The organism is Halomonas sp. HK25 (assembly GCF_047795635.1).
GTDB lineage: Bacteria > Pseudomonadota > Gammaproteobacteria > Pseudomonadales > Halomonadaceae > Halomonas.
In genome coordinates this window covers 1,996,086-2,018,566 of the sequence record NZ_CP181044.1, presented here as the reverse complement: position 1 = coordinate 2,018,566, position 22,481 = coordinate 1,996,086, and the positions used below count along the sequence as shown (strand labels likewise).

Annotated in this window: 27 protein-coding genes and 1 tRNA gene; 12 read left to right on the top strand and 16 right to left on the bottom strand. The window is 66.3% G+C overall.

Annotation, left to right across the window (positions count from 1 at the left end):
* Window positions 1-8: 8 nt before the first annotated feature.
* From fdh3B to glp, 5 genes are all read left to right on the top strand, one after another.
* Window positions 9-659 carry a formate dehydrogenase FDH3 subunit beta gene (gene fdh3B, locus ACM26W_RS09735; protein WP_416140625.1) on the top strand — a complete coding sequence of 217 codons (651 nt, stop codon included), beginning with the start codon at window positions 9-11 and terminating at the stop codon, window positions 657-659.
* Window positions 660-670: 11 nt separating this feature from the next.
* A complete protein-coding gene (locus ACM26W_RS09730; RefSeq protein ID WP_416140624.1) occupies window positions 671-1,732 on the top strand; it encodes a formate dehydrogenase subunit gamma in 1,062 nt (353 codons plus the stop codon).
* Between the two features lie 122 nt (window positions 1,733-1,854).
* Entirely contained in the window at window positions 1,855-2,172 is a 318-nt protein-coding gene (locus ACM26W_RS09725; RefSeq protein ID WP_416140623.1) for a DUF1244 domain-containing protein, read from the top strand.
* Entirely contained in the window at window positions 2,172-2,693 is a 522-nt protein-coding gene (gene moaB / locus ACM26W_RS09720) for a molybdenum cofactor biosynthesis protein B (RefSeq protein WP_416140622.1), read from the top strand. The genes ACM26W_RS09725 and moaB overlap by 1 nt, the downstream gene beginning before the upstream one ends.
* A gap of 247 nt (window positions 2,694-2,940) precedes the next feature.
* Entirely contained in the window at window positions 2,941-4,146 is a 1,206-nt protein-coding gene (gene glp / locus ACM26W_RS09715) for a gephyrin-like molybdotransferase Glp (protein ID WP_416140621.1), read from the top strand.
* Window positions 4,147-4,173: 27 nt separating this feature from the next.
* Here glp and ACM26W_RS09710 read toward each other — a convergent pair whose 3' ends face one another.
* The 7 genes from ACM26W_RS09710 to ACM26W_RS09680 form a co-directional block, all read right to left on the bottom strand.
* The gene (locus ACM26W_RS09710; protein WP_416140620.1) at window positions 4,174-4,743 is read right to left on the bottom strand and encodes an ACP phosphodiesterase; all 570 of its coding nucleotides are present in this window, start codon (window positions 4,741-4,743) and stop codon (window positions 4,174-4,176) included.
* A gap of 7 nt (window positions 4,744-4,750) precedes the next feature.
* Complete coding sequence (locus tag ACM26W_RS09705) at window positions 4,751-5,104, bottom strand: TusE/DsrC/DsvC family sulfur relay protein (RefSeq protein WP_416140619.1); 354 nt, start codon at window positions 5,102-5,104, stop codon at window positions 4,751-4,753.
* A complete protein-coding gene (gene tusB, locus ACM26W_RS09700; protein ID WP_416140618.1) occupies window positions 5,104-5,394 on the bottom strand; it encodes a sulfurtransferase complex subunit TusB in 291 nt (96 codons plus the stop codon). The genes ACM26W_RS09705 and tusB overlap by 1 nt, the downstream gene beginning before the upstream one ends.
* Before the next feature lie 30 nt (window positions 5,395-5,424).
* On the bottom strand, window positions 5,425-5,808 hold the full coding sequence (gene tusC, locus ACM26W_RS09695; RefSeq protein ID WP_416140617.1) for a sulfurtransferase complex subunit TusC: 384 nt from the start codon (window positions 5,806-5,808) through the stop codon (window positions 5,425-5,427).
* A gap of 9 nt (window positions 5,809-5,817) precedes the next feature.
* Complete coding sequence (gene tusD / locus ACM26W_RS09690; RefSeq protein WP_416140850.1) at window positions 5,818-6,210, bottom strand: sulfurtransferase complex subunit TusD; 393 nt, start codon at window positions 6,208-6,210, stop codon at window positions 5,818-5,820.
* A 76-nt stretch (window positions 6,211-6,286) separates the two neighbouring features.
* Window positions 6,287-6,955: a Bax inhibitor-1/YccA family protein gene (locus ACM26W_RS09685; RefSeq protein ID WP_416140616.1), complete on the bottom strand. Its 669-nt coding sequence runs from the start codon at window positions 6,953-6,955 to the stop codon at window positions 6,287-6,289.
* A gap of 92 nt (window positions 6,956-7,047) precedes the next feature.
* A complete protein-coding gene (locus ACM26W_RS09680; protein ID WP_416140615.1) occupies window positions 7,048-7,494 on the bottom strand; it encodes an NUDIX hydrolase in 447 nt (148 codons plus the stop codon).
* A gap of 131 nt (window positions 7,495-7,625) precedes the next feature.
* Between ACM26W_RS09680 and ACM26W_RS09675 the strand changes: the two genes are divergently transcribed.
* Both ACM26W_RS09675 and ACM26W_RS09670 read left to right on the top strand, forming a co-directional pair.
* Window positions 7,626-7,715 (top strand) — tRNA-Ser (locus tag ACM26W_RS09675).
* A 78-nt stretch (window positions 7,716-7,793) separates the two neighbouring features.
* Window positions 7,794-8,348 carry a YaeQ family protein gene (locus tag ACM26W_RS09670; RefSeq protein WP_416140614.1) on the top strand — a complete coding sequence of 185 codons (555 nt, stop codon included), beginning with the start codon at window positions 7,794-7,796 and terminating at the stop codon, window positions 8,346-8,348.
* Here ACM26W_RS09670 and ACM26W_RS09665 read toward each other — a convergent pair.
* The gene (locus ACM26W_RS09665) at window positions 8,342-10,048 is read right to left on the bottom strand and encodes a potassium/proton antiporter (protein ID WP_416140613.1); all 1,707 of its coding nucleotides are present in this window, start codon (window positions 10,046-10,048) and stop codon (window positions 8,342-8,344) included. The genes ACM26W_RS09670 and ACM26W_RS09665 overlap by 7 nt on opposite strands.
* A 149-nt stretch (window positions 10,049-10,197) precedes the next feature.
* Here ACM26W_RS09665 and ACM26W_RS09660 point away from each other — a divergent pair, with 149 nt between their 5' ends.
* Window positions 10,198-11,532 (top strand): ABC transporter substrate-binding protein, encoded by a 1,335-nt coding sequence (locus ACM26W_RS09660; RefSeq protein ID WP_416140612.1) that lies wholly within the window; start codon window positions 10,198-10,200, stop codon window positions 11,530-11,532.
* A 29-nt stretch (window positions 11,533-11,561) separates the two neighbouring features.
* Here ACM26W_RS09660 and ACM26W_RS09655 read toward each other — a convergent pair whose 3' ends face one another.
* The 3 genes from ACM26W_RS09655 to ACM26W_RS09645 form a co-directional block, all read right to left on the bottom strand.
* On the bottom strand, window positions 11,562-12,341 hold the full coding sequence (locus ACM26W_RS09655; RefSeq protein ID WP_416140611.1) for an alpha/beta fold hydrolase: 780 nt from the start codon (window positions 12,339-12,341) through the stop codon (window positions 11,562-11,564).
* A 34-nt stretch (window positions 12,342-12,375) separates the two neighbouring features.
* Window positions 12,376-13,059 (bottom strand): 7-cyano-7-deazaguanine/7-aminomethyl-7-deazaguanine transporter, encoded by a 684-nt coding sequence (locus tag ACM26W_RS09650; protein ID WP_416140610.1) that lies wholly within the window; start codon window positions 13,057-13,059, stop codon window positions 12,376-12,378.
* 191 nt (window positions 13,060-13,250) lie between these two features.
* On the bottom strand, window positions 13,251-15,161 hold the full coding sequence (locus ACM26W_RS09645; protein WP_416140609.1) for a propionyl-CoA synthetase: 1,911 nt from the start codon (window positions 15,159-15,161) through the stop codon (window positions 13,251-13,253).
* A 273-nt stretch (window positions 15,162-15,434) separates the two neighbouring features.
* Here ACM26W_RS09645 and ACM26W_RS09640 point away from each other — a divergent pair, with 273 nt between their 5' ends.
* Window positions 15,435-15,758, top strand: a complete 324-nt coding sequence (locus ACM26W_RS09640; RefSeq protein WP_416140608.1) for an ArsR/SmtB family transcription factor — start codon at window positions 15,435-15,437, stop codon at window positions 15,756-15,758.
* Here the strand turns inward: ACM26W_RS09640 and sohB are convergent.
* Window positions 15,755-16,795, bottom strand: a complete 1,041-nt coding sequence (gene sohB / locus ACM26W_RS09635; protein WP_416140607.1) for a protease SohB — start codon at window positions 16,793-16,795, stop codon at window positions 15,755-15,757. The genes ACM26W_RS09640 and sohB overlap by 4 nt on opposite strands.
* Window positions 16,796-16,956: 161 nt before the next feature.
* On the opposite strand from sohB, the gene ACM26W_RS09630 reads away from it, so the two are divergent.
* Window positions 16,957-17,268 carry an SCP2 sterol-binding domain-containing protein gene (locus ACM26W_RS09630; RefSeq protein ID WP_416140606.1) on the top strand — a complete coding sequence of 104 codons (312 nt, stop codon included), beginning with the start codon at window positions 16,957-16,959 and terminating at the stop codon, window positions 17,266-17,268.
* Between the two features lie 69 nt (window positions 17,269-17,337).
* On the opposite strand, the gene nudC is transcribed toward ACM26W_RS09630, so the two are convergent.
* From nudC to ACM26W_RS09610, 4 genes are all read right to left on the bottom strand, one after another.
* Window positions 17,338-18,108 carry an NAD(+) diphosphatase gene (gene nudC, locus ACM26W_RS09625; RefSeq protein WP_416140605.1) on the bottom strand — a complete coding sequence of 257 codons (771 nt, stop codon included), beginning with the start codon at window positions 18,106-18,108 and terminating at the stop codon, window positions 17,338-17,340.
* Window positions 18,108-18,857 (bottom strand): DNA polymerase III subunit epsilon, encoded by a 750-nt coding sequence (gene dnaQ / locus ACM26W_RS09620; RefSeq protein WP_416140604.1) that lies wholly within the window; start codon window positions 18,855-18,857, stop codon window positions 18,108-18,110. Before dnaQ ends, nudC begins: the two co-directional genes overlap by 1 nt.
* A 74-nt stretch (window positions 18,858-18,931) precedes the next feature.
* A complete protein-coding gene (gene rnhA / locus ACM26W_RS09615; protein ID WP_416140603.1) occupies window positions 18,932-19,423 on the bottom strand; it encodes a ribonuclease HI in 492 nt (163 codons plus the stop codon).
* On the bottom strand, window positions 19,416-20,219 hold the full coding sequence (locus ACM26W_RS09610; protein WP_416140602.1) for a class I SAM-dependent methyltransferase: 804 nt from the start codon (window positions 20,217-20,219) through the stop codon (window positions 19,416-19,418). Before ACM26W_RS09610 ends, rnhA begins: the two co-directional genes overlap by 8 nt.
* Before the next feature lie 67 nt (window positions 20,220-20,286).
* Here ACM26W_RS09610 and gloB point away from each other — a divergent pair, with 67 nt between their 5' ends.
* Together gloB and ACM26W_RS09600 are read left to right on the top strand one after the other, a co-directional pair.
* Window positions 20,287-21,054: a hydroxyacylglutathione hydrolase gene (gene gloB / locus ACM26W_RS09605; protein ID WP_416140601.1), complete on the top strand. Its 768-nt coding sequence runs from the start codon at window positions 20,287-20,289 to the stop codon at window positions 21,052-21,054.
* Window positions 21,055-21,130: 76 nt separating this feature from the next.
* Window positions 21,131-22,339 carry a transglycosylase SLT domain-containing protein gene (locus ACM26W_RS09600; protein ID WP_416140600.1) on the top strand — a complete coding sequence of 403 codons (1,209 nt, stop codon included), beginning with the start codon at window positions 21,131-21,133 and terminating at the stop codon, window positions 22,337-22,339.
* Window positions 22,340-22,481 lie beyond the last annotated feature (142 nt).

Sequence of the window (22,481 nt, the reverse complement as noted above, 5' to 3'; positions counted from 1 at the left end):
AACAAGACATGGCACAGATGAAATTCATGTGCGACGCCGAACGCTGCATCGACTGCAACGGCTGCGTTACCGCCTGCAAGAACGCCAACGATGTCCCCTGGGGCATCCAGCGCCGGCGGGTGGTGACCCTCAATGACGGTCAGCCAGAGGAGGTATCGATCTCGGTGGCCTGCATGCACTGCGATGACGCCCCCTGCATGGCCGTCTGCCCCACGGACTGCTTCTACAAGACCGATGACGGCATCGTGCTGCACGACAAGGACCTGTGCATCGGCTGCGGCTACTGCCTCTACGCCTGCCCCTTCGGCGCCCCGCAGTTCCCCAAGCAGAACGCCTTCGGCGAACGCGGCAAGATGGACAAGTGCACCTTCTGCGCCGGGGGCCCGGCGGACAGCAAGGAGGAGGAGTACGAGAAGTACGGCGCCAACCGCATTGCCGAGGGCAAGCTGCCGCTGTGTGCCGAGATGTGCTCCACCAAGGCGCTGCTTGCCGGCGACGCCCAGACGGTGGCCGATATCTTCCGTCAGCGCGTTATACACCGCGGCCATCCTGACGGTGGCTGGTCGGGCAACCAGCGCCGTGAGCAGGAGCGCACTCGCGCTGGCGCCGATCTCACCCAGGCCGATGAACTGGCCTATGACGCGACCCGTCAGGGCTAGGAGGTGACGCCATGAGCCTATGCCGAAATGGGCCCACCATCTGGGCAAGCCTTGCGTTTGCCTTGCTGCTTGTACTGGGCGCCCTGATCGCCGTCCCCGCCCTGGCCCAGGCGGAGCCGGAACGGGAGGCCGCCACCGCCGTGGTAGGGGTCTCCCCCGACACCTGGCGGCAGGTGCGCGGCGGCGAGGTGGACGCCAACTTCCGCGACTCGCGGTTCGACTCCAACTACAACCTGGTCAACGCCAGTGGGGAGAGCTGGCGTCAACTGCGCAACCGCTGGGTCTCGCCCTTCGGGCTGATCGCGATCGGCGGCATGATCGTGGTGATCGCGCTCTTCTACCTGATCATTGGTCGCAATGCGCTCAGCGAACCACGCACCGGCCGCAAGCTGCTGCGCTGGCCGCTGGTGGTGCGCTCGATCCACTGGACGGTGGCTACGCTGTTCATCGTCCTGGCGCTGAGCGGACTCAACCTGCTCTACGGCAAGTTCGTGTTTCGTTCGCTGTTCGGCGATGCGGTCTGGGGCGCGATGATCTCTGCTTCGAAGATCGCCCACAACTACCTGGGCCCGCTGTTCGGCATCCTGCTGGTGGTGCTGCTGGCTCGGGTGCTGAAGCACAACTGGCCGAAGCGCCATGACCTGGAGTGGTTCAAGCAGGGAGGCGGCATGGTGGGCAAGGGCCATCCCGACGCCGGCTTCGCCAACGGCGGGGAGAAAGCGTGGTTCTGGCTGCTCGCCACCGCCGGACTGGTGGTCGTGGCGAGTGGCTTCGTGCTCGACTTCCCCAACGTCGGCCAGAGCCGCGACACCATGCAGTGGGCCAACATCATCCACGCCGTGGGCGCGCTGGGGCTCACCGCGGTGGCACTCGGCCATATCTATATCGGCACCATCGGCTCGGAGGGCTCGCTGGAGGGCATGACCACCGGCTATGTCGACGAAACCTGGGCCAAGGATCACCACAACCTCTGGTATGAAGAGGTCAAGGACCAGGCGGTGCCCGAGGATCAACTCACCGCCGACAAGGCCGCCTCTGGCGACGGCAGCGAAACGGCGTCCCGTCCCGGCTGAGTCGCGTTGATTCACTACCCACACGACACCGCCTACGGGCGGTGTCTTTTGTTATCCTGAGAGGTGAATCTTCACACCCACGCCTTACCCGTGCCTTACCCACGCCAAGGAGAGAGCCCGCCATGGAGCACCTGGACGACGCCACCCGGACCGAACTCGAAGCCGCCGCCTTCCGCCGCCTGGTCAAGCACCTCGATGAGCACAAGGAGGTGCAGAACATCGACCTGATGATACTGGCGGATTTCTGCCGTAACTGTTTGTCCAAGTGGCTGGTCAGCGCCGCCGAAGAGCGCGGTGCCGAGCTCGATGTCGAGTCCGCCCGCGAGTATGTCTACGGCATGCCCTACCCCGAGTGGAAGGAGCACTACCAGCAGGATGCCACGCCCGAACAGCTGGCCGCCTTCGAGGCCCGCCAGGCTCAGAAGCGGGGGAACGCGTGATGAATGAGCCGATGCTTCCCCTCACCATCGCTGTGCTGACCATCTCCGACACTCGCACCGAGGCCACCGACCGCAGCGGTCAGTCGCTGGTGGAGCGGCTAACTGCCGCCGGCCACCGCCTGGCAGACAGGCAGATCGTCCCCGACGACATCTACCGGATACGCGCCGTGGTCTCGGGCTGGATCGCCGACCCTGACATCCAGGTGGTGCTGACCACCGGAGGCACCGGGTTTACCGGCCGGGACTCTACCCCCGAGGCGGTCAAGGTGCTACTCGACAAGGAGATCGAGGGCTTCGGCGAGCTGTTCCGCCAGCTCAGCTGGGAGGAGATCGGCAGCTCCACGGTGCAGAGCCGCTGTCTGGGCGGTCTGGCCAACGCGACGGTGGTGTTCTGCCTGCCCGGCTCCACCGGGGCCTGTCGCACGGGCTGGGACGGCATCCTCGCCGAGCAGCTCGACAGCCGTCATAAGCCATGTAACTTCGCCAACCTGGTCATTCCCGAGCGAGGCCAGCATGTCTAGCAGTACGATCCGACAGCCCAAGCCATGCAGCTCTCTACACGTTCAGGCCAACCTGGTCATTCCCGAGCGAGGCCAGCATGTCTAGCAGTACAATCCGACAGCCCAAGCCATGCAGCTCTTTACACGTTCAGGCCAACCTGGTCATTCCCGAGCGAGGCCAGCATGTCTAGCAGTACGATCCGACGGCCCAAGCCATGCAGCTCTCTACACGTTCAGGCCAACCTGGTCATTCCCGAGCGAGGCCAGCATGGCTGATCTACAAAGCGTCGAGGCGGCGCTCGCGGCGCTGCTCGAAGGGGTGCGCCCGCTACCTGCGCAGCGGCTGTCCTGTCAGCAGGCCGCCGGGCGCGTACTGGCCGAAGCGGTGCCGGCGCATCTCGACGTGCCCCCCTTCGACAACAGCGCCATGGATGGCTATGCGCTCCATCACGGCGATGCCGGTGGCTGGCTCGAGGTGAGCCAGCGCATCGCCGCAGGCGCCGCCGGTGAGCCCCTGACGCGCGGCACCTGCGCGCGCATCTTCACGGGTGGCGCCATCCCCCCCGGAGCCGACTGCGTGGTGATGCAGGAGCGCTGTGACATCGAGGGCGCGGGCGTTCATATCCCAGCGGAGATTCCGGCCGGTGACAATATCCGCCGTCGCGGCCGTGATGTCAGCGCCGGTGATGAGCTGTTGCCGACCGGCGAGCTCCTCGAGGCCGCGGCGCTCGGCCACCTGGCAGGCCAGGGCATCACCGAAGTGGCGGTGCGCCGCCGTCCCCGGGTAGTGCTGCTCTCCACCGGGGACGAGATCGTTGACCCCGGCCAACCACTGGGCCCGGGGCAGATCTACAATTCCAACCGTCCGATGCTGAAGCGGTTGCTCGAACGCTTCGGCGCCGACGAGGTGAGGGTCGCGTCGATTCCCGACGATGCCGAAGGTACCCGACGGGCACTTGCCGCAGCGGCCCGGGAGGCAAACGTGGTCATCACGACCGGCGGCGTCAGCGTCGGCGAGGAGGATCATGTGAAGGCGGCGGTGGAGGCGCTGGGGCAGCTGGACCTGTGGCGCCTGGCCATCCGACCCGGCAAGCCGCTCGCCTTGGGTCGACTCCCCGCCGGTGACCACGAGGCCCGCTTCGTGGGACTCCCGGGCAACCCCGTCTCCTGCTTCGTGGGCGCCTGGTTGTTCCTGCGGCCGCTGATGGGCGCCCTGCTCGGGGCACAGTCTATGACGACTCTGCCACGGCTCTCGGCGCGTGCAGGCTTCGATACCACTACCGGACCGCGGCAACACTACATGCGGGTGGCGCTGGAATTCACGCACGAAGGGATCCTGGCCAAGGCCTTCCGCGACCAGAACTCCGGCGTACTCTCCTCCTGCATCGGCGCCGACGCCCTGGCGGTGATCCCGCCCGAGTCCCGCATCGAGGTGGGCGACAGCATCGATTGTCTGTGGCTCAGCGGTGGCTGAGGCCCTCGCCTCTCATTGTGCCTCGCATCATCCTTCCCTCACCTCCAGCGCCTGGCGGACCTCCGGCCACAGACGCTGGAAATCCACTGCCAGACGAGCGTGCTCCTCCTCGAGCCAGGGCACCAGTTCGGCCAGGCGATTGGGGCCTGAGAGTCGGCGGCCGATACCGGCAATGGCCCGGCAGGTGAAGGCGAAATCGGCATAGCGATGCAGCCAGTCCTGATCCACCAGGACCGGTACCAGGGTGGCCAGACGTGCCGGCGCCGGCTGGGCCCGCAATAACCGGTAGGTGCGTATGACCAGCGGAGACGGTTGCACCTGCAGCCTCAGTTCCCTCGCCACGAAATGATCCCACACCAGATCCAGGGCAATCCCGGCATAGCGGCGCTGGGGGCTCGGCGCCCGGCGGCGTATCTCGGCCACTACCGGGTGAGCATCCACGAAGGCATCCACCCGACGGTGGTGGCGAATCCCGGCGGCGACACCCTCGGGCCAGCCCGAGAGGTCACTGCCCTTTACGCCGTCGGCGATCAGGTTGCCCCACAGGAACTCATCACTGCCACCACGGGCCAGCCAGGCATGGGCGAGGAAGTTCACGCGTCGCTCACAGGCAATGGCTAGGCTTGGGAAGCCCGGCGATGCGCGCGCAGAGCTTGGCAGGGCTGCCGGGGAAGAGGCGCATTAGGTGGATCGACCGCCCCTTCTCCTCGCCGAGGGCCTTCGCCACGGCCTTGACCAGCGGCCGCATCGCCGGCGCCTGTTCGAAACGCCGGTAGAAGTCGCGCAGGACCTCGATGATCTCCCAATGCTCATCGGTCAACTCGATGCTCTCCTCGGCGGCTATTGCGCTGGCGACTTCGGGGGTCCAATCCTCGAGTTTGATCAGGTAGCCTTCCGGATCAAGGGCCACCTGTTTTTCAGGCATAGAAAGATAACGGTATATTTCTGTACTTGCCATCAGAACCAGCTCACCGTTCGCTGGGCCTCTTCGGTCAGGGTCACGAACCCCTCAACGTCGACCAAGGCCACCGAGGCATCGCACAGTGGCTCGAGACCGCGGGCGGAGAGATCCTCCTCCAGGACATGGAGACGACCCTGGAGGTCGCCGAAGCGGTCAACCAGTCCGCCCAGGGCGCCCTGAACGCCGTCCTCGATCAGCAGCAGTCGATCATCCGGCCCCATGGCCGCCAGCGCCTGCCGATAGACCTCGCTGGTGGCCGGCGAGCGATTGAGAATATGCAGCAGCATGTCGTGTGTCTCCGGGCGGCACCGCCGCCCTCAGAAGGTCAGTACCAGTGCATGCGTGGTGGCCAGTGCGGCCAGTTCGGCGGGAGCCACCGCCCTTGCGGGCAGCATAAGTCCATCCACGTCCAGCCCGAAGTGCGACAGCGCCTCGGCCTCCACCAGCAGGGTATCGATATCATACATCTCGAGCATTTCGAGCGTGGGCGAGGTGCCCTTCTGCCCCAGGGGGCCGCTCTTCTGGCCGGGCACCAGGGCAGTGACGCCCTCACCCATGAACAGCAGCGTCACCCTGCGCCCGAAGGCCGCGGCGACGAGGGCGGCATCCAGGCCCTCGCGGAGCCAGCTGGTGCCGTGGGGACCGTGCCGCAGGATCACCAGCAGATCGCCCTCGATACCTTGCGCCTTGTCGTTTGCCATGACGTCTCCTCAGGGTCCGAAAGTCACCAGACGATCGCAGCGCAGGCCGAGATCCACCAGCTGGCCAAGCCCGGTCAGCTCGAAGGGAGGCTCGACGCTATGCCCCGGCTTGCCGTGTCGGGCGGCCTCGCGCTCATCGAGCAGCCCGCGGCGCAGGGCGGCGGCGATACAGACCTGAAGCGGCACACCATGGTCGGCGGCCAGCGCCTCCCAGCCATCCCCCAGGTGCGGTTCGTCCTGGGGCGGCGCTGCAAGACGCGCAGCGTTGTGAACGCCGTCATGGTAGAAGAACACGCCCTCCAACCGGTGGCCTCGCCCCACCACCGCCCTGGCAAAGCGCAGGGCGGAGTGGGCGGCCTGGCTGCTGTAGGGCGCCCCCATCAGCAGAATCGCGTAGCGCATCATGGCTATCGACACTCCACAAACAGGCTGGCCCCGCCGAGGCGGGGCCAGCCGAAGTCCTCGTGACCGGCCAGGTTCAGTCGCTGCTCATGATACCGAGCAGCGACAGCAGGCTGATGAAGAGATTGTAGATCGACACATAGAGAGTGATGGTGGCGAGAATGTAGTTGGTCTCGCCGGCCCGGTGCACAATCTCGCTGGTCTGGTAGAGGATCGCGGCCGAGGCAAACAGCACGAAGCCGGCAGAGACCATCAGCATCAGGGTGGGGATCTGGAAGACCAGGCCCGCGACCATGGCCAGGATCAGCACGATGGCGCCGGCCATCAGGAAGTTGCCCAGGAAGCTGAAGTCCTTCTTGGAGATCAACGCCACGGCGGAGAGGCCGATGAAGGTCAGGCCGGTCATGGCCAGAGCGTTCATCACCAGGGCGGCACCGTTGGGCAGTGCCAGGTAGGCATTGAGAATCGGCCCCAGGGTAAAGCCCATGAAGCCAGTGAAGGCGAAGGTCGTCAGCAGTCCAAGGGCCGAATTGGCGGTCTTGTGGACCAGGAACATCAAGCCGTAAGCGCCGATGAAGAACACGAAGATGTTCATGCGCTCGACGCCCATGGCCATCGCAGCGCCGGCCGTGACCGCCGAGAACAACAGCGTCATGGCAAGCAGGCCGTAGGTGTTGCGCAGCACCTTGTTGGTACCGATCGCCTGGCTCTGCGGGCGAGTTAGCTGAGTGTCTTGGTATGCCATGTGTCCAGGCTCCCTGTGTTTTGATGGGTCGTGACAATGGACCTAGAATGCCGACTCGAGGTTCCCCGCGCAAGCCCTTGACCGGGCTTGGCTCAACGATGATTCCTTGCGCCAAGCAGGTGCGTGGCCACTTCGGCCGCCGTGGTGCAGACATCACCTGCGGCTGCCGTGAGAGCCTCGAGGTCCATCCAGCAGGCGTGCGTGGCGTCATCGCCGGCCACTGGCTCGCCGGCTTCCCAGGACATGCGCATGACCACCACCACGTAGTGGAAGCGCAGCCTGCCATTGTCATCACGCTCGATAATGTCGAATGCGGTGAGCGGTTGGCAAGCCGTGGCCCGAACGCCGGTCTCCTCGAGCAGTTCGCGCACCGAAGCTTCGGCCAGGCGCTCGCCTGGCTCCACCTTGCCGCCGGGAAGCGCCAGCCGCCCGGCATTGGGCGAGTTGCGCCGCCTCACCACCAGCAGGCATCCTTCTTTCACCACCGCGCAGGAGATGGCGGCTACCGGGAAGGAAGCCATACTGTTGGTCTGAGTCATGGCAGGCTCCGGAGTTGCGGGGACCGTTGCAGGGACCAGTGTGCCACCCATTCGGCGACCTGGCTAACGCCTTGATCCGGTGGCCCTCTTGACCCGGCAACGAAAGCTGGTAATATTCGCTGCCGTAAGCCGGAGGGATGGCAGAGCGGTTGAATGCACCGGTCTTGAAAACCGGCAAGGGTTAACACCCTTCCAGGGTTCGAATCCCTGTCCCTCCGCCATCACATCAAAGGAATCAGGCACCTACGGGTGCCTTTTTCGTTTCTGGCCACCCTACCCACCATCACCAGGAGGGCGCCATGGCGCTGAAGGCCACCATCTGCAAGGCGCGGCTGCAGGTCGCCGACATGGATCGTCACTATTATGGCGAGCATGTGCTGACCGTTGCCCGCCACCCGTCCGAGACCGACGAGCGCATGATGCTGCGCCTGATGGCCTTTGCGCGTCACGCCCATCCGGACCTGGCCTTCGGACGAGGCGTCAGCGCCGATAACGAGCCGGACCTGTCGCGCACGAGCCTCACGGGCGAGATCGAGCTATGGATTCAACTCGGCCAGCCGGACGAACGCGAGATACGCCGGGCCAGCGGCCGTGCCGGGCAGGTGGTGATCTACACCTATGGCGGCCAGGGTTCCCGACTCTGGTGGGAGCAGCTGGCCGGCAAGCTGCGCAGCCTCTCCAACCTCACGGTCATCGACGTCGACCCACAGAGCGTCAGCGAGCTCGGCACGCTGGCCGCAAGAGGGATGGAGCTCAATGCGACCCTTCAGGACGGCATGATGTGGCTGGCGACGCCCGAGGCCTCCGTGGAGGTCAGCGTCGAGATTCGCCAGCAGGCAACAACGCCTCAGTAAAGCCTCAGCCCCACCTTGGTCACGATGTTGCCTTCCATCTCGCTGACCACCCAGTGAATGCCGTGCCAGTCCACGTCATCCCCCACCACCGGATGCCCGCCGACGCGCAGGGAGATGAAGTCCGCCAGGGTCATCTCCTTCTCCGCCTGGCTGAGCGTCAAGCCATAGGCGTCGGCAATATCCTGCATGCGGGCATCGCCGGCGAAGGTAAAGGTACCGAAGAAGGCCCGCTCCTGCTTGAGCTTGGCATCACCATTGAAGAGGCGATTCAGCGCCGGCAGATCCTCGCTGCGGCCGATCACGCAGATCACGTCATTCAATTGCAGGCGAGTACTGCCCTTGGGGTGCAGCATCACATGGTCGCGGAACAGCGCCGAAATCAGCGCTCCCGAAGGGAAGCGCAGCAGCCGGATCGGTACATCCTCCAGGTCGGTGTTCTCCACCTTGTAGACGAACATCTCGAAGTCGTTCTCCGGGAGGATGCCCAGCGGGCCGCGCTGATTGGGCGTAACGGTCGACGGCACCTGCACCCGCATCCGCCGCGCCATCCACCCCAGGGATCCGCCCTGGATCAGCAGCGAGAGCAGCACCACCGCAAAGGCCACATTGAAGTAGAGCGAGGCGTTCTCCACCCCGCCGATCACCGGGAAGATCGCCAGCACGATAGGAACGGCACCGCGCAGGCCCACCCAGGCGATAAAACCGGTCTCCCGCCAGCGGAACTTGAAAAAGGGCTTGATGCTGATCAGCACCGCCAGGGGCCTGGCCACGAAGATCAGCGCCAGCGCCACCAGGCTGGCGGGAAGCGCAACCTCGAGCAGTTCGCTGGGATTGACCAGCAGGCCAAGCACCAGGAACAGCCCGATCTGGCTCAACCAGGCCAGTCCGTCGTGAACCGGCAGGATGAAGTTGATATGTCGTCCGGGCTGGTTACCGATCATCAGCCCCGCCAGATAGATCGCCAGGAAGCCGCTACCGCCGAGGAAGCTGGTGATGCCGAACACGCTGAAGCCAAGCGCGAGCGCCAGCAGGGAGTAAAGGCCGGGGGCCAGGTCCACCCAGCGCAGCAGCTTGCCGCTGAGCCAACCCACGCCCACGCCAATCACCAGCCCCAGGCCAAACTGCTGCACCAGCAGCAGTAGCGTATCGGCGGTGCCGCTCAAGTCTCCGACCAGCATCTCCACCAGCACCAGGGTCAGGAAGATCGCCATGGGGTCGTTGGTGCCGGACTCGATCTCGAGGGTCGCGCCCACCCGCTCGTTGAGATTCACCCCGCGGCCGCTGAGCATCGAGAACACCGCGGCGGCATCGGTGGAGCCCACGATGGCCCCTACCAGCAGCCCCTGCATCAGGGTGAGGTCGAAGATCCACATGGCCAACACGCCGACGATACCGCTGGTGATGAAGACGCCGAGGGTGGCCAGCGACAGGGCCGGACGAAAGCCAACACGAAAGGTCTTGATACGAGTCCGCAGCCCGCCATCCAGCAGGATCATGGCCAGCGCCACGTGGCCGATGACGAAGGCCATGGAGTAGTCGTCGAATTGAATGCCGAGCAGGCCCTCCTCCCCCGCCAGCATGCCCAAGCCCAGGAAGATGAGCAGCAGGGGGAAACCCACGAGGCTGGAGAGGCGGCTGGCCAGGACACTGAGCCCGATCAGCAAGCCGCAGAGTATGAAGAGGGTATTAACGGTGTCCATGGCATCCTCGTTGCGGCATATCGGGCATTATCGCACGAGGCCCGCAGCGGTGCGACGCCGCCCGCAGGGCTGGTCAGCCCTTCCCGGCAGCGGATACACTCTGCTGCCGCCGGCCGGTCGCGTACCGGCACCACTGCCGGAGCCCCTGCATGCCCGACCCCGCCCAGCTCAAGCGCCTTTCCGTCGTCGTGTCCTCTCTCACCCTGTTGATGGCGACCCTGACCGCGGCGGCGCTGATGACGAGAGTGACGAGCGCGGCGGCCGAGCCCCTGGCCGTGCCCGACCTGCGTCAGGAGGAGCCGAATACCCGAGTCCTGAACACAGCCGTCGTAGTGCCCGAATTCCCGGCGCTGGCTGCAGGCATCAAGGAAGAGGCCGAAGAGGATTCCCGGAAATCCCGCCGCGAGACAGGCACCGAGCAGGTAACCGAGACGACGGCACAGCCGAATCGGGCCCATGCCAGCGACACCAGCGGGCAGGACACCGGCGCTGCAAGGGAGCCCGATGGCACAGCGCCTCCCCACCAGGCCGGCGCGGTCGTCGAACAGGGCCCCATGGTAACGCTCACGCCTCCCGAGCCGCTCGAGCCGCCGCCATTCAAGACCCTGGAGATCATGCTCGACTGGTACCCCGGCCCCCAGCACGCCGCCCTGCTGATCGCTCAGCACAAGGGCATGCTGGAGCGCCGCGGCCTGCAGGTGACCCTGACCACCCCTGCCGACCCCACCCTGCCGACTCGGCTGCTGGCGGCCGGCCGCATCGACCTGGCCGTGAGTCGCCAGCCGCTGCTGCATCTGCAGGTGGATCGTGGCCTGCCGCTGGTACGGGTCGGCACCCTGGTCGACCTTCCCCTGGCGGGGCTGCTGCTGCGTGACGACGGCATCATGGAGTCACCGGCCCAGCTGGCAGGCAAACGAATCGGCTATTCGATGGAGGAGAGCCGTGAGCTGCTGCTGCCGGCGCTGCTCAAGCCCCACGGCATCGCCATCGAGGAGCTGGAGCTGGTGGACGTCAACTTCAGTGCCGTCATTCAGATGGTCGATAAGAGGTTGGACGGCGTGATGACACCGCAGCGCCTCGCGCTGCCCCGGCGACTGGGCGACGAGGGGGTGGCCGTGCGGCTACTGAACCTGGAAGAGCACGGCATTCCGCGCCATGAAGGGTTGATCCTGGTGGCCAACCGCAACCGACTCGGCGCCCAGAAGGAGAGCCTGCGGCGGCTGCTGGAGGCCCTGGCCGAGGCCACTGCCTGGAGCCTCGAGTATCCCGAGGCGGCCTGGGCGCTGCTGGCGGCGAACGAGCCGACCCTGGACACCCCGGCGAACCGGGATACGTGGCCGGCCATGCTGCTGCGACTGAGCGCCCGACCCGCCGCCCTGGACCAGGGCGGCTACACACGCTTCGAGGCCTTCCTGCATGAGCAGGGTCTGCTCGAGACACTCACGCCGGTGGAGAAGCTGGCCGTCGATCTGGGCGCGCCCTGAGGGACGGCCCCCTGGCCTTCCCTCCGGGGCTATGCCGCGCGCTGGGCGAGAAACGCATCCACCGACTCGCGAAAGGCTTCGGGCTGCTCGGCATGTAGCCAGTGCCCGGCCTCCAGGGTCACCACCACTGCCTCGGGCAGCACCTCCTTCAGGGCAGGGAGCATCGCGTCGGTGACGTAGTGAGAGTTGGCGCCGCGCAGCACCAGGGTCGGCCCCACGAAGGGGCCCTCGCCCGCCGGCGGCCCCATGATGGTCTCGTAGTCATCCTGAATCTCGTCGAGCCCCAGGCGCAGCGTCAGGCCCCCCTCCTCGGCACGCTCCAGGTTGGTGGCCAGGAACAGCCTGACCGCCCGCTCCTTGACGTGCTCGCCCAGCAGGGCGTCGGCCTCACGGCGGTTGGCCGGCTGCCCCTCCTCCAAGCGCCGCAGGCCGGCAAACACCGTGTCGTGGTCGTGGCCATAGGCCAGCGGAGCGATGTCGCCGACGATCAGCGAGGCCACCCGCTCCGGCGCCACCCGCGCCAGCGAGATCACCACCTTGCCGCCCATGGAGTGCCCGAGCAGATGGGCGCGCGGTATCTCCAGATGATCCAGCAGCTGGATCACATCCTCGGCCATGACGTCATAGCCCATGCCCTCGGCGTGGGGGGAGCGGCCGTGGTTGCGCAGGTCCACGGTGATCACACGCCGCGTCTCCTGCCACGCCTTGACGTGGGAACGCCAGTTGTCGGCGCTGCCGAACAGGCCATGGATGACCACCAGCGGCACGCTCTCGCCACCGGTGTCCTGATAGTTGAGCTCTACGGGCATGACACTCTCTCCTCGGCCGGTTAATCGGCCAGTCTCAGGGGCGGGGTCGGGCCGCCGAAGCGGCCGGCGACTCTGCATCGGTAGCCGCCAGCAGCCGACGGCTCAGGGTCCTCAGCAGCACACCATACAGCGGCACGAAGAACAGCAGGCTGATGGCCAGTTTGATGACATAGTCGACCCAGGCGATCTCCAGCCAGTTGGCCGCCATGAAGGGGTCGGGGCTGTTATGGAAGGCGATCGAAAAGAAGGCAAAGGTGTCGGCCAGGTTGCCCAGCACCGTGGAGATCGCCGGCGCCACCCACCAGGCCTTGAGGCCGCGGAGGCGATCGAACACGTGCACGTCGAGCAGTTGGCCGAGCAGATAGGCCATGAAGCTGGCTACGGCGATACGCGCGACGAACAGGTTCCACTCCCCCAGCGCCTCGAGGCCGGCATAGCTGCCCCGCGGGAACACTACCGAGACCACGTAGGAGATGACCAGCGCCGGTAGCATCACCCGCATCACGATGGCACGGGCCGGCTCCTTGCCGAACAGCCGCACGGTCAGGTCGGTGGCCAGGAAGATGAACGGAAAGCTGAAGGCACCCCAGGTGGTATGGAAACCGAACAGGGTAAAGGGGAGCTGCACCAGATAGTTGCTGGCAGCGATCACCGCAATATGAAAGGTGATCAGCAGCGCCAGCAGGCGGCGCTGCTGGGCGTCGGAAAGCGCGAACATGACGGTATCCTTTTTTAACGGAGGGGTGAGGGAACCCTCATGGAACGGGCTGCCGATGGCAGCGTGCGGCCGCGCATTATACGGACCCCGCCCGCCGCTGGCCATGCCCGCCAACGCAGACGCCGCCCCGAAGGGCGGCGTCCTGGGTGGCATCAACAATGTCGATGCCACAGGGTCGGGCCGTCAGCGCATCAGACCTGGCGCGCCTCGTGGGCGGCGCCCACCTCGCGGGCCTTCATGGCCTCGTGCACGTCCTGCAGGCTGGCCGGATCGTCGATGGTAGAGGGCACCCCGTACTCCTTGCCGTCGGCGATGTTGCGCAGCAGCTTGCGCAGGATCTTGCCGGAGCGGGTCTTGGGTAGGCGATCCACCACCAGCACCTGCTTGAAACAGGCGATGGGGCCGATCTTCTCGCGCACCAGGGCGATCAGTTCCTGCTCAAGGTCATCCTCTCGGCCTTCGAAACCGTCCTTGGGAATCACCAGGCCAATGGGCAGCTGGCCCTTGAGGGCATCGTGGATCCCGATCACCGCACATTCGGCCACCGCCGAATGGGCGCCGACGACCTCCTCCATCTCACCGGTGGAGAGACGGTGGCCGGCCACGTTGATGACGTCATCGGTCCGGCCCATGATGAACAGGTAGCCGTCCTCGTCCACATAGCCGCCGTCGCCGGTCAGGTAGTAGCCCGGGTAGGCCGCCATGTAGGCCGAGTGGAAGCGCTGCGGGTCACCCCACACCCCCGCCAGGCAGCCCGGCGGCATCGGCTGCTTGATCACCACGCTGCCCTGCTCCATCGGCCCCATCTGCTCGCCCTCGCGGTCGAGGATCTGCACGTCGAAGCCCGGCACCGGCACGGTGGCGCTGCCCGCCTTGGTGGGCATCGGCTCGAGGCCATGAAGGTTGGCGGCGATGGGCCAGCCGGACTCCGTCTGCCACCAGTGGTCGATCACCGGCACGTCGAGCAGGTCGTCGAGCCAGTGGAAGGTGGGCGGGTCGAGGCGCTCACCGGCCAGGAACAGCGCCTTCATGCAGGAGATATCGTACTGCTCGAGCAGCTTGCCATCCGGGTCTTCCTTCTTGATGGCCCGGAACGCCGTCGGCGCGGTGAAGAAGCTCTTCACCTGGTACTCGTTGATCAGCCGCCAGAAGGCGCCGGCGTCCGGGGTCTTCACCGGCTTGCCCTCATAGACCACGCTGGTGGCCCCGCGCAGCAGCGGCGCGTAGACGATGTAGGAGTGACCCACCACCCAGCCCACATCGGAGGCCGAGAAGAAGACCTCGCCGGGCGCCACGTCGTAGATGACGTCCATGGAGTAGGCCAATGCCACCGCATAGCCGCCGGTATCGCGGACCACGCCCTTGGGCTTGCCGGTGGTGCCGGAGGTGTAGAGCACGTAGAGCGGATCGGTACCCTTCACCGGCACACAGTCGGCCGGCTCGGCCTGGGCCATCAGGGTCGCCCAATCATGGTCGCGGCCGCCTAGCTCGGCGATGTACTGCTCGCGCTGGAAGATCACGCAGGCATCGGGCTTGTGGCTGCTCTGCTCGATGGCCGAATCGATGATCCCCTTGTAGGGCAGCACCTTGTTGACCTCGACCCCGCAGGAGGCCGCCACCACCACCTTGGGCGTGGCGTCTTCGATGCGCACGGCGAGTTCGTGGGGGGCGAAGCCGCCGAATACCACGGAGTGGACGGCGCCAAGGCGCGCGCAGGCGTACATGGCCACCAGCGCCTCGGGCACCATGGGCATGTAGATCACCACGCGATCGCCCTTCTCCACCCCCAGACCCTTGAGGGCCCCGGCGAAGCTGGCCACCTGGTCGCGCATCTCCCGATAGGTCAGGGTGCGCTTGCTGTCGGTGACTGGCGAGTCCCAGAAGATCGCCGGTTGATCGCCGCGGCCCTGCTCCACATGGTGGTCCAACGCGGCATGACAGATATTCAGCTCGCCGTCGGCAAACCAGCGCGCGTGGTTGGCCTCGTCATAGTGGAGAATCTGGGTCGGGGCCTTGTACCAGGGAATGCGACGGGCCTGCTCGGCCCAGAAGCTCTCCGGCTGCTCGATGGAGCGGCGAAATTCGTTGGCGTAGGTGCTCATGATCGTCCCGTAGCAGGTCAGTGACATCGATGGATTGTTGACACTGTAATGCACTTTGCCGCCACCGCACTCCTACGATAGGCTAACTTTCGACAAAAGGTGGAGATATAAGAGGTAAAATTGTCAACAACAGTACCCGACACCAACCCTTTCTCAACGCGGATGAGCACTCTTCCGCTCCCGGCCATGTGGTCTATGCTTTAAACTGCTAAATCAGGAAAGGACGCTCGCCATCGAGCAGCGAGGATGGCTTGACCAGCGCGGGGAATCGACATGGGCAATTCCAACAGCACATCAGCGCGCCTCCTCGCCGGGGGGGACACCGCTATCGACCGGGCCACGGCGCTGCTCAAGGCCATGGCCAACGACAACCGGTTGCGCATCCTGTGTCTGCTTGACGGGCAGGAGCTCTCGGTGACCGAGCTCAACAGCCGGCTCACCCTCAGCCAGTCGGCGCTCTCCCAGCATCTGGCGATCCTGCGCCGGGAGAACCTGGTGACCACCCGGCGGGCCTCCCAGACCATCTACTACTCCTGGCAGGGCGACAGCGCCCAGACGATCATCGAAGCCCTCGGCCAGCTGGGGCTGGCCGACTAGCGGCGGCGCAGCGGGCTCTGCTCCAGCACCTCTAGCCCCTTCTCCAGCGCCCTCTCCACCCCGACCGAAACGGCAGACCCTACCCGATCCGCGAGGCTGCGGCGCGGCTCCAGGCGCAGCCGGATTACCCGTGCGTCCTTCATGCGCGCCACCAGATAGGCCTCGCTGGTGCCCAGGGCATCCACCAGACCCTGCTCGAGGGCTTCACGGCCATACCAGGCTTCCCCGGTCGCCACCGCCTCGATATCCAGCGCCGGGCGTCGCTCGGCCACGTGACGCTTGAACAGCTCATGGACGCTCTCCAGCTCATCGACGAACTTCTCGCGCCCCTCCTCGCTGTTCTCACCGAACACGGTCAAGGTGCGCTTGTAGCGCCCGGCGGTCAGCACCTCCACGTCGATGTCGTGACGCTTGAGCAGGCGGTGAACGTTGGGCACCTGGGCCACCACGCCGATGGACCCCACTACTGCCAGGGGCGCGGCGCGTAGCTGATCGGCCCCGCAGGCCATCAGGTAGCCGCCGCTGGCGGCCACCTTGTCCACGCACACCGTGGTCCTGAGGCCCGCTTCGCGCAGCCGGTCGAGTTCGGCGGCCGCCAGCCCGTAGGCATGCACCAGCCCTCCGGCCGACTCCAGCCGCACGATCACCTCGTCACCCTTGTCGGCGGCCTCGATCAGCGCCGAGACCTCCTCGGCCAGCCGGCCCGTAGCACTGGCGCGGATATCGCCGTGGAAGTCGATCACCCAGGCAATGGGCTGCCGCCCCGCCTCCCCCTTGCGACCGGACTTGTCGCGGGCCTTGTCCTCGCGGCGAAAGCCCTTGATGAGGCGTTTGCGGGCTCCGGGGGCACTGGCGGCCAGGGTCAGCCGCCGGCGGCGGTAGTCGCGGGCGTCGTTGAGCTCATCGAGGCGGAGTCGCGTACGATCGGTCGACTCGCCGCGTATGCGGGCCACCAGTGCCACTGCCAGGGCGATGATCACCACCAGGCTCACGAGCTGAGCCAAAAACATGCCGAAATCGGCCAACCATTCGTTCATGCGTCTCTCCTGTCCCTGTTCGGGCTACTGTTCACGTCCGGGCATCTGTTGTTGTTCGGACCAAGACGCCAAGCACCGTCAATGACGTGAAGGCGCTTGAATGAAACAATCGTTTGAAATAACCTGACCGGCGACTCACTCCCCACACGCCAGGAGCCCCGATGAGCCTTTCCACCCTCGACAAGCTGAAGTCCCGTTTCGACGCCCAGTCCGCCAGGGGCATGGATGACATCTTCCAGTTTCACTTCAGTGATGCCGGCAGCCACTACCTGGTGATCAAGGACGGCACCCTGGAGGTCCAGGAGGGCGAGCACGACGACCCCTCCGTCAGCCTGAGCATGAGCACCGACACCCTCAAGGGCATCATGAACGGCGAGGTCAACGGCATGACCGCCTTCATGACCGGCAAGCTCAAGGCCACCGGCAATGTCATGCTAGCCACTAAACTGACCAGCCTGTTCCCCGCGAGCTGAACCCTGCTGCAAGATATTCCCCGATCGGGACGCCATCGGGCGGTCCGATGCGTTTCTGGCACCTTGCCTCTAGCGTGCCGCCACCTCGGCCAGATGCGTCTCGATCAGCGCTCTTGAGATCGAATAGAGCGGCGGAAGAGACGGCAGGCGCCGTGGCGAGTACCAGGCCGCATCGGCGATCTCCACGCCGTCGATGCGGATACGCCGGCTGGCCGCCTCGGCGAAGAAACCGAGCATCAGCGAATGCGGAAAGGGCCAGGCCTGACTGCGGAAGTAGCGGATCCTGCCCACCTGCAGCCCTACCTCCTCGAAGATTTCACGGCGCACCGCCTCCTCGGCGGACTCGCCGGGCTCGATGAAGCCGGCCAGGGTCGAATAGCGCCCCGGCGGAAAGCGCGGACTGCGCGCCAGCAGCAGGGCATCACCGTGGGTCACCAGGGTGATGATGCAGGGCGAGATACGTGGGTAGTTGCGATGGCCGCAGCCGTGGCAGTGCATCGCGAATTCCGCATCCAGCCGCTTCGAAGGAGCGCCGCAGCGACCACAGAAGCGGTGATCACGCAACCAGGCGCCGATCTGCAGGACGGTGGAGAGCAGCGCGAAGCGCGACTCCGGCAGCGTGGCCAGCCAGCCACGCCCGTCCTGCCAGCCTTCACCCGGCGACGCCTCCAGCGACAGCGCCACTGGTTCATCATCCCAGAAGCAGAGCGGCTGCATGGCCGGCGTCCAGGGTTGCGTCGGCTGCAGCAGGCCGCCGTCGGGGCCCGGAGCGATGCGACCCTGGGCCAGACGTATGACCCTCCCTGCTGCCGCCTCGAGGGGCAGCTCACGGCGCAGCATCAGTGCGGGGCCCCCTCTCCCATTCGGTCCCAGTGACACTCACCGGCCGCTTCGCGAATCTTTGATAGTTTGGCACGATGGGCGGTCAGTTCCTGCTCGCTGGGTGACGGCACTGCCAGGCGACCCGGCTCCAGGGCGAGGCGCCGAATCGCCATCCCGCCGGTGCCGGCCAGGCCGTTCTCTCCCGCGCCGGAGGCGTCCAGGGAGAGCGCGGTCTGACCGCCGGTCATGGCCAGATAGACATCGGCCAGGATCTCGGCGTCCAGCAGGGCGCCGTGCAGCACCCGGTGACCGTTGTCGATCTCGTAGCGCTTGCACAGGGCGTCGAGGCTGTTGCGCTGGCCCGGGTGCTTGTCGCGGGCCATCACCAGGGTGTCGAGGATCCCGCAGTGCGCCGCCACCGGCCCCAGGCGAGGCTCGCCGCGGGCCCGGTGGAGTCTCTCGAACTCGTGATCGATGAAGCCCACGTCGAAGGGGGCGTTATGAATAACCAGCTCGGCGCCCTCGATGAAGGCCCAGAACTCATCGGCGATGGCGGCGAACAGCGGTTCCCCCGCCACCCGCTCGTCGGTGATGCCGTGCACCCCCACCGCCTCGGCCTCGATCTGCCGCTCGGGGTTGATGTACTGGTGATAGGACTTGCCGGTGAGTCGGCGGTTGACCATCTCCACCGCCCCGATCTCGATCAGGCGATGGCCTTCCCGGGGGTCGATGCCGGTGGTTTCGGTGTCGAGAATGATCTGACGCATGGCGAACTCTCTGCCTCGATGGGGCCATTCAGGAAAAACGGACATCAGAATATCAGGATGCGAGCGCGACCGACTCAGGCCTTCGAACGGGCCTCATCGATGGCCTCGTTGGCCAGCTGGTCGGCGCGCTCGTTGCCGGGGTGGCCGCTGTGGCCCTTGACCCAGTGCCACTCGATCCGGTGTCGGTGGGTCTCCTCGAGCAGCTCACGCCACAGCTCGGCGTTCTTCACCGGCTGCTTGCCGGCCGTCTTCCAGCCGCGCTTGACCCAGTTGTGGATCCACTCGGTGATGCCACGGCGCAAGTACTCCGAGTCGGTCCACAGCTGGACGCGACAGGGCCGCTTGAGCTCGCGCAGCGACATGATCGCCGCCATCAGCTCCATGCGATTGTTGGTGGTGCGGGCCTCGAAGCCGTTCAACGTCTTGTCGTGCTGCCCGCTCTTGAGCAGGGCGCCCCAACCGCCGGGGCCGGGGTTGCCGCGGCAGGCGCCGTCGGTATAGATGATCACCTCGGGCAAGGCGTCGGCCCCCGTCTCGGCAACCTTCTCGGTCAGCGTCTCAGTCAACCTCTGTCACCCTTTCCTGGTCGTTGGGAGGGTATGGCACGGGCAGGTACCGCGACTGGCCCACCCGGGTAGCCCCCAGGGCGGAGCCGCCGAAGGGCCTGGCGAAGCCGAGCGACGAACCTTGGCGCTGGGCCAGCTGGGGCCGCCGGCTCGCCTGGATCATGTAGCTGTCGCCCAGCGGCAGATTGTGCCGCCGCCCGAGGGTCTCGAGAGACGCATTGCAGGGCAGCGCGCCGGGCAGATGAAAGCCGCAGTAGTCTACCCGCTCGATCTCGAAGTCCACAAATGTCAGCCAGTCTCGCAGGCGCGCCGGGGTACGCCAGTGGCCACGCCAGGGCAGGCGCCGACGGCGGCCGGGCCAGACCCGCGGCAAGGCCCCCGCCGAGAGCGGCATCCAACCGAAAATAATCAGCCTTCCGTCGTCACGGGTTACCCGGGCGGCCTCCTGAAGCGTACGGTGGGGATCGGGCGCCACCTCGAGCAGGTGATGGATAACCACCAGGCTCAGACAGTCGTCGGGCAGGGGGAGCGCCTCCGGGGAACAGACCAGGGTGGCAGGATGCTCCGCCAGCTCCCGGGTCGGGGCCCAGGCCATCGGGTGACGCACCGGGCACATGTCCGCCAGCGCCACTCCCATGCCGAGCTCAAGGCTGTGGACGCCGAACAGACGCTCACACACCGGCCCCAGGCAGGCGCGCTCGGCCTGGCGCACCGCCTCACCGCCGGGGGTGGCCCAGAAGCGGCGACCCTCTCGCACCAGCGCAGCCAGAGACGAAACCGTGGGGGAAATTGACATCGACAGCTGGTTCCTCCATTCTGGGCGGATTTTGCGACCCGTTCATGCCCATACAGGATGCCATGCCATGTTGAGCGTGACACCGATTCCAGCGTTTGGCGACAACTATATCTGGCTTCTGCGCCAGGATACGAGTGCCGAAATCTGCGTGGTCGACCCGGGTGATGCCGCCCCGGTAGTCGAGCTGATCGAACGTGAGGGACTGACCCTCTCCACGGTGCTGATCACCCACCACCATCAGGATCACACCGGCGGCCTGCCGACCCTCATCGAGCGCTATGCGCCCCGGGTCATCGGCCCCGACAACCCCAAGCTCGCCGGCATCGACGAGCGAGTCGGTCAGGGTGATGAGTTCCGCGCCATGGGCCGACTGTTCGAGGTGCATGAGGTACCGGGGCACACCCTGGATCATATCGCCTTCTTCACCGCCGGCATCCCGCCGCTGCTGTTCTGTGGCGATGCCCTGTTCAGCGCCGGCTGCGGTCGACTGTTCGAGGGCACCCCCGAGCAGATGCACGAATCGCTCGGCAAGCTGGCGGCACTGCCCGATGACACCCTGGTGTTCGCCGCCCACGAATACACCCTAGCCAACCTGCGCTTTGCGTTGGCCGCGGACCCCCACAATCCGGATGTGGCCAAGGCAATGGAAGAGTGCCAGCACGCTCGCGAACTCGACCGCTCCACGCTGCCGAGCTCCCTGGCCCGCGAGAAACGCATCAATCCTTTCCTGCGCAGCCAGGATGCCGGCGTACGCCAGGCCGCCTCGGCCCATGGCGACACCGACAGCGACGTGGCCACCTTTGCCACGCTGCGCAGCTGGAAAGACAATTTTTGACCTTGCCCCGATTGGACGTCATGCGGTTTGCCCCGCTGTCGGCGGGACCGCACACGACCAGGAGGAACTCTTCCAGATGACCTACCACACCAAACGACGCATGCTGATCGGCTTTGCCAGCACCACCGCCTTGATCGGCTCGCTGCTGGCGAGCGGCGTCTACAGCCAGGCCGCCCCCCTGAGCTCCGAGCAGCGCCTGAACGCGCAGTTCAGTGCGACCTCGACGTCCCAGCCCGCCTCACAGACCAGCCGGCTACCGTCGGAGCAGCACTTCTGGGATGCCCTGGCCCTGGAGCCGCGCGACGCCTGGAGTCGGCTGCGCGCCAGCCTGCAGTGGCAGGAAGGGATCGACGAGCCCCGCGTCCAGCAGTGGATCGAGCACTATCGCCAGAGCCCCCACAACATCGTCGAGATCACCGAGCGCGCCCGCCCCTGGCTGGCCTGGATCGTCGAGCAGGTGGAAGAGCGCGGCCTGCCCGGTGAGATCGCCCTGATCCCCTTCGTGGAGAGCTCCTTCGACCCCACCGCCCGCAGCCATCGCGGCGCCGCCGGCCTGTGGCAGTTCATGCCCGGCACCGGCGACGCCCTCGGCCTGCGCCGCGCCCGCGGCTATGACGGCCGCCTCGACGTGGTGGCCTCGACCCGCGCCGCCCTGGACTATATCGAACTGCAGGCCGACCAGTGGTACGAAGGCGACCTGGAGCTGTCGCTGGCCGCCTACAACGCCGGTGCCGGCACCGTGAACCGGGCGCGCCGCAATGCCATTTCCAGCGGCAAGGGCGGTGACTACTGGAGCCTCAGCCTGCCCCGGGAAACCATGAACTACGTCCCCAAGCTCAAGGCCATCGCCGCCATCATCGATGATCCTGACTACTACCGGGTCGCGCTTCCCGAGATCGAGGACGCGCCGGCCTTCGCCAAGATCCCCGTGGGTCGTCCGCTGGGCCTGGATGAGGCCGCCCGCCTTTCGGGCGCCAGCCGTGGCGAGCTCGCCGACCTCAATCCGGCACTCAGCAACGGCACCGCCCACCCCGGCCAGGCCAGGGTTCTTCTGGTCCCGGCCGACCGCGCCGACACCCTGATGGCCCGCCTGGAGTCGCCCTCCTCGCCGACCGGCAATGGTGAAGAACGCTACGTGGTGCAGAACGGCGACAGCCTGTCGGCAATTGCCTCTCGCCAGGGCGTGAGCGTCTCCCAGATCCGCCAGGCCAACGGCCTCAACGGCGACGTCATCCAGCCCGGCCAGGTCCTCGACCTGCCCCGTCAGAGCCTCGCCTCGCGTTAAGCACAGGCTGGGGTGGTACCGGGAGGCTTGCCAAGCCGCCAAGGGCCTGACACCTTATTGGCCGACCGATACCGGCTCCACCGCGAGCCGGCCGCCACCGACCAAGGATGTCGCCGATGCCCGTCGCCCTGCGCCGCCGCCC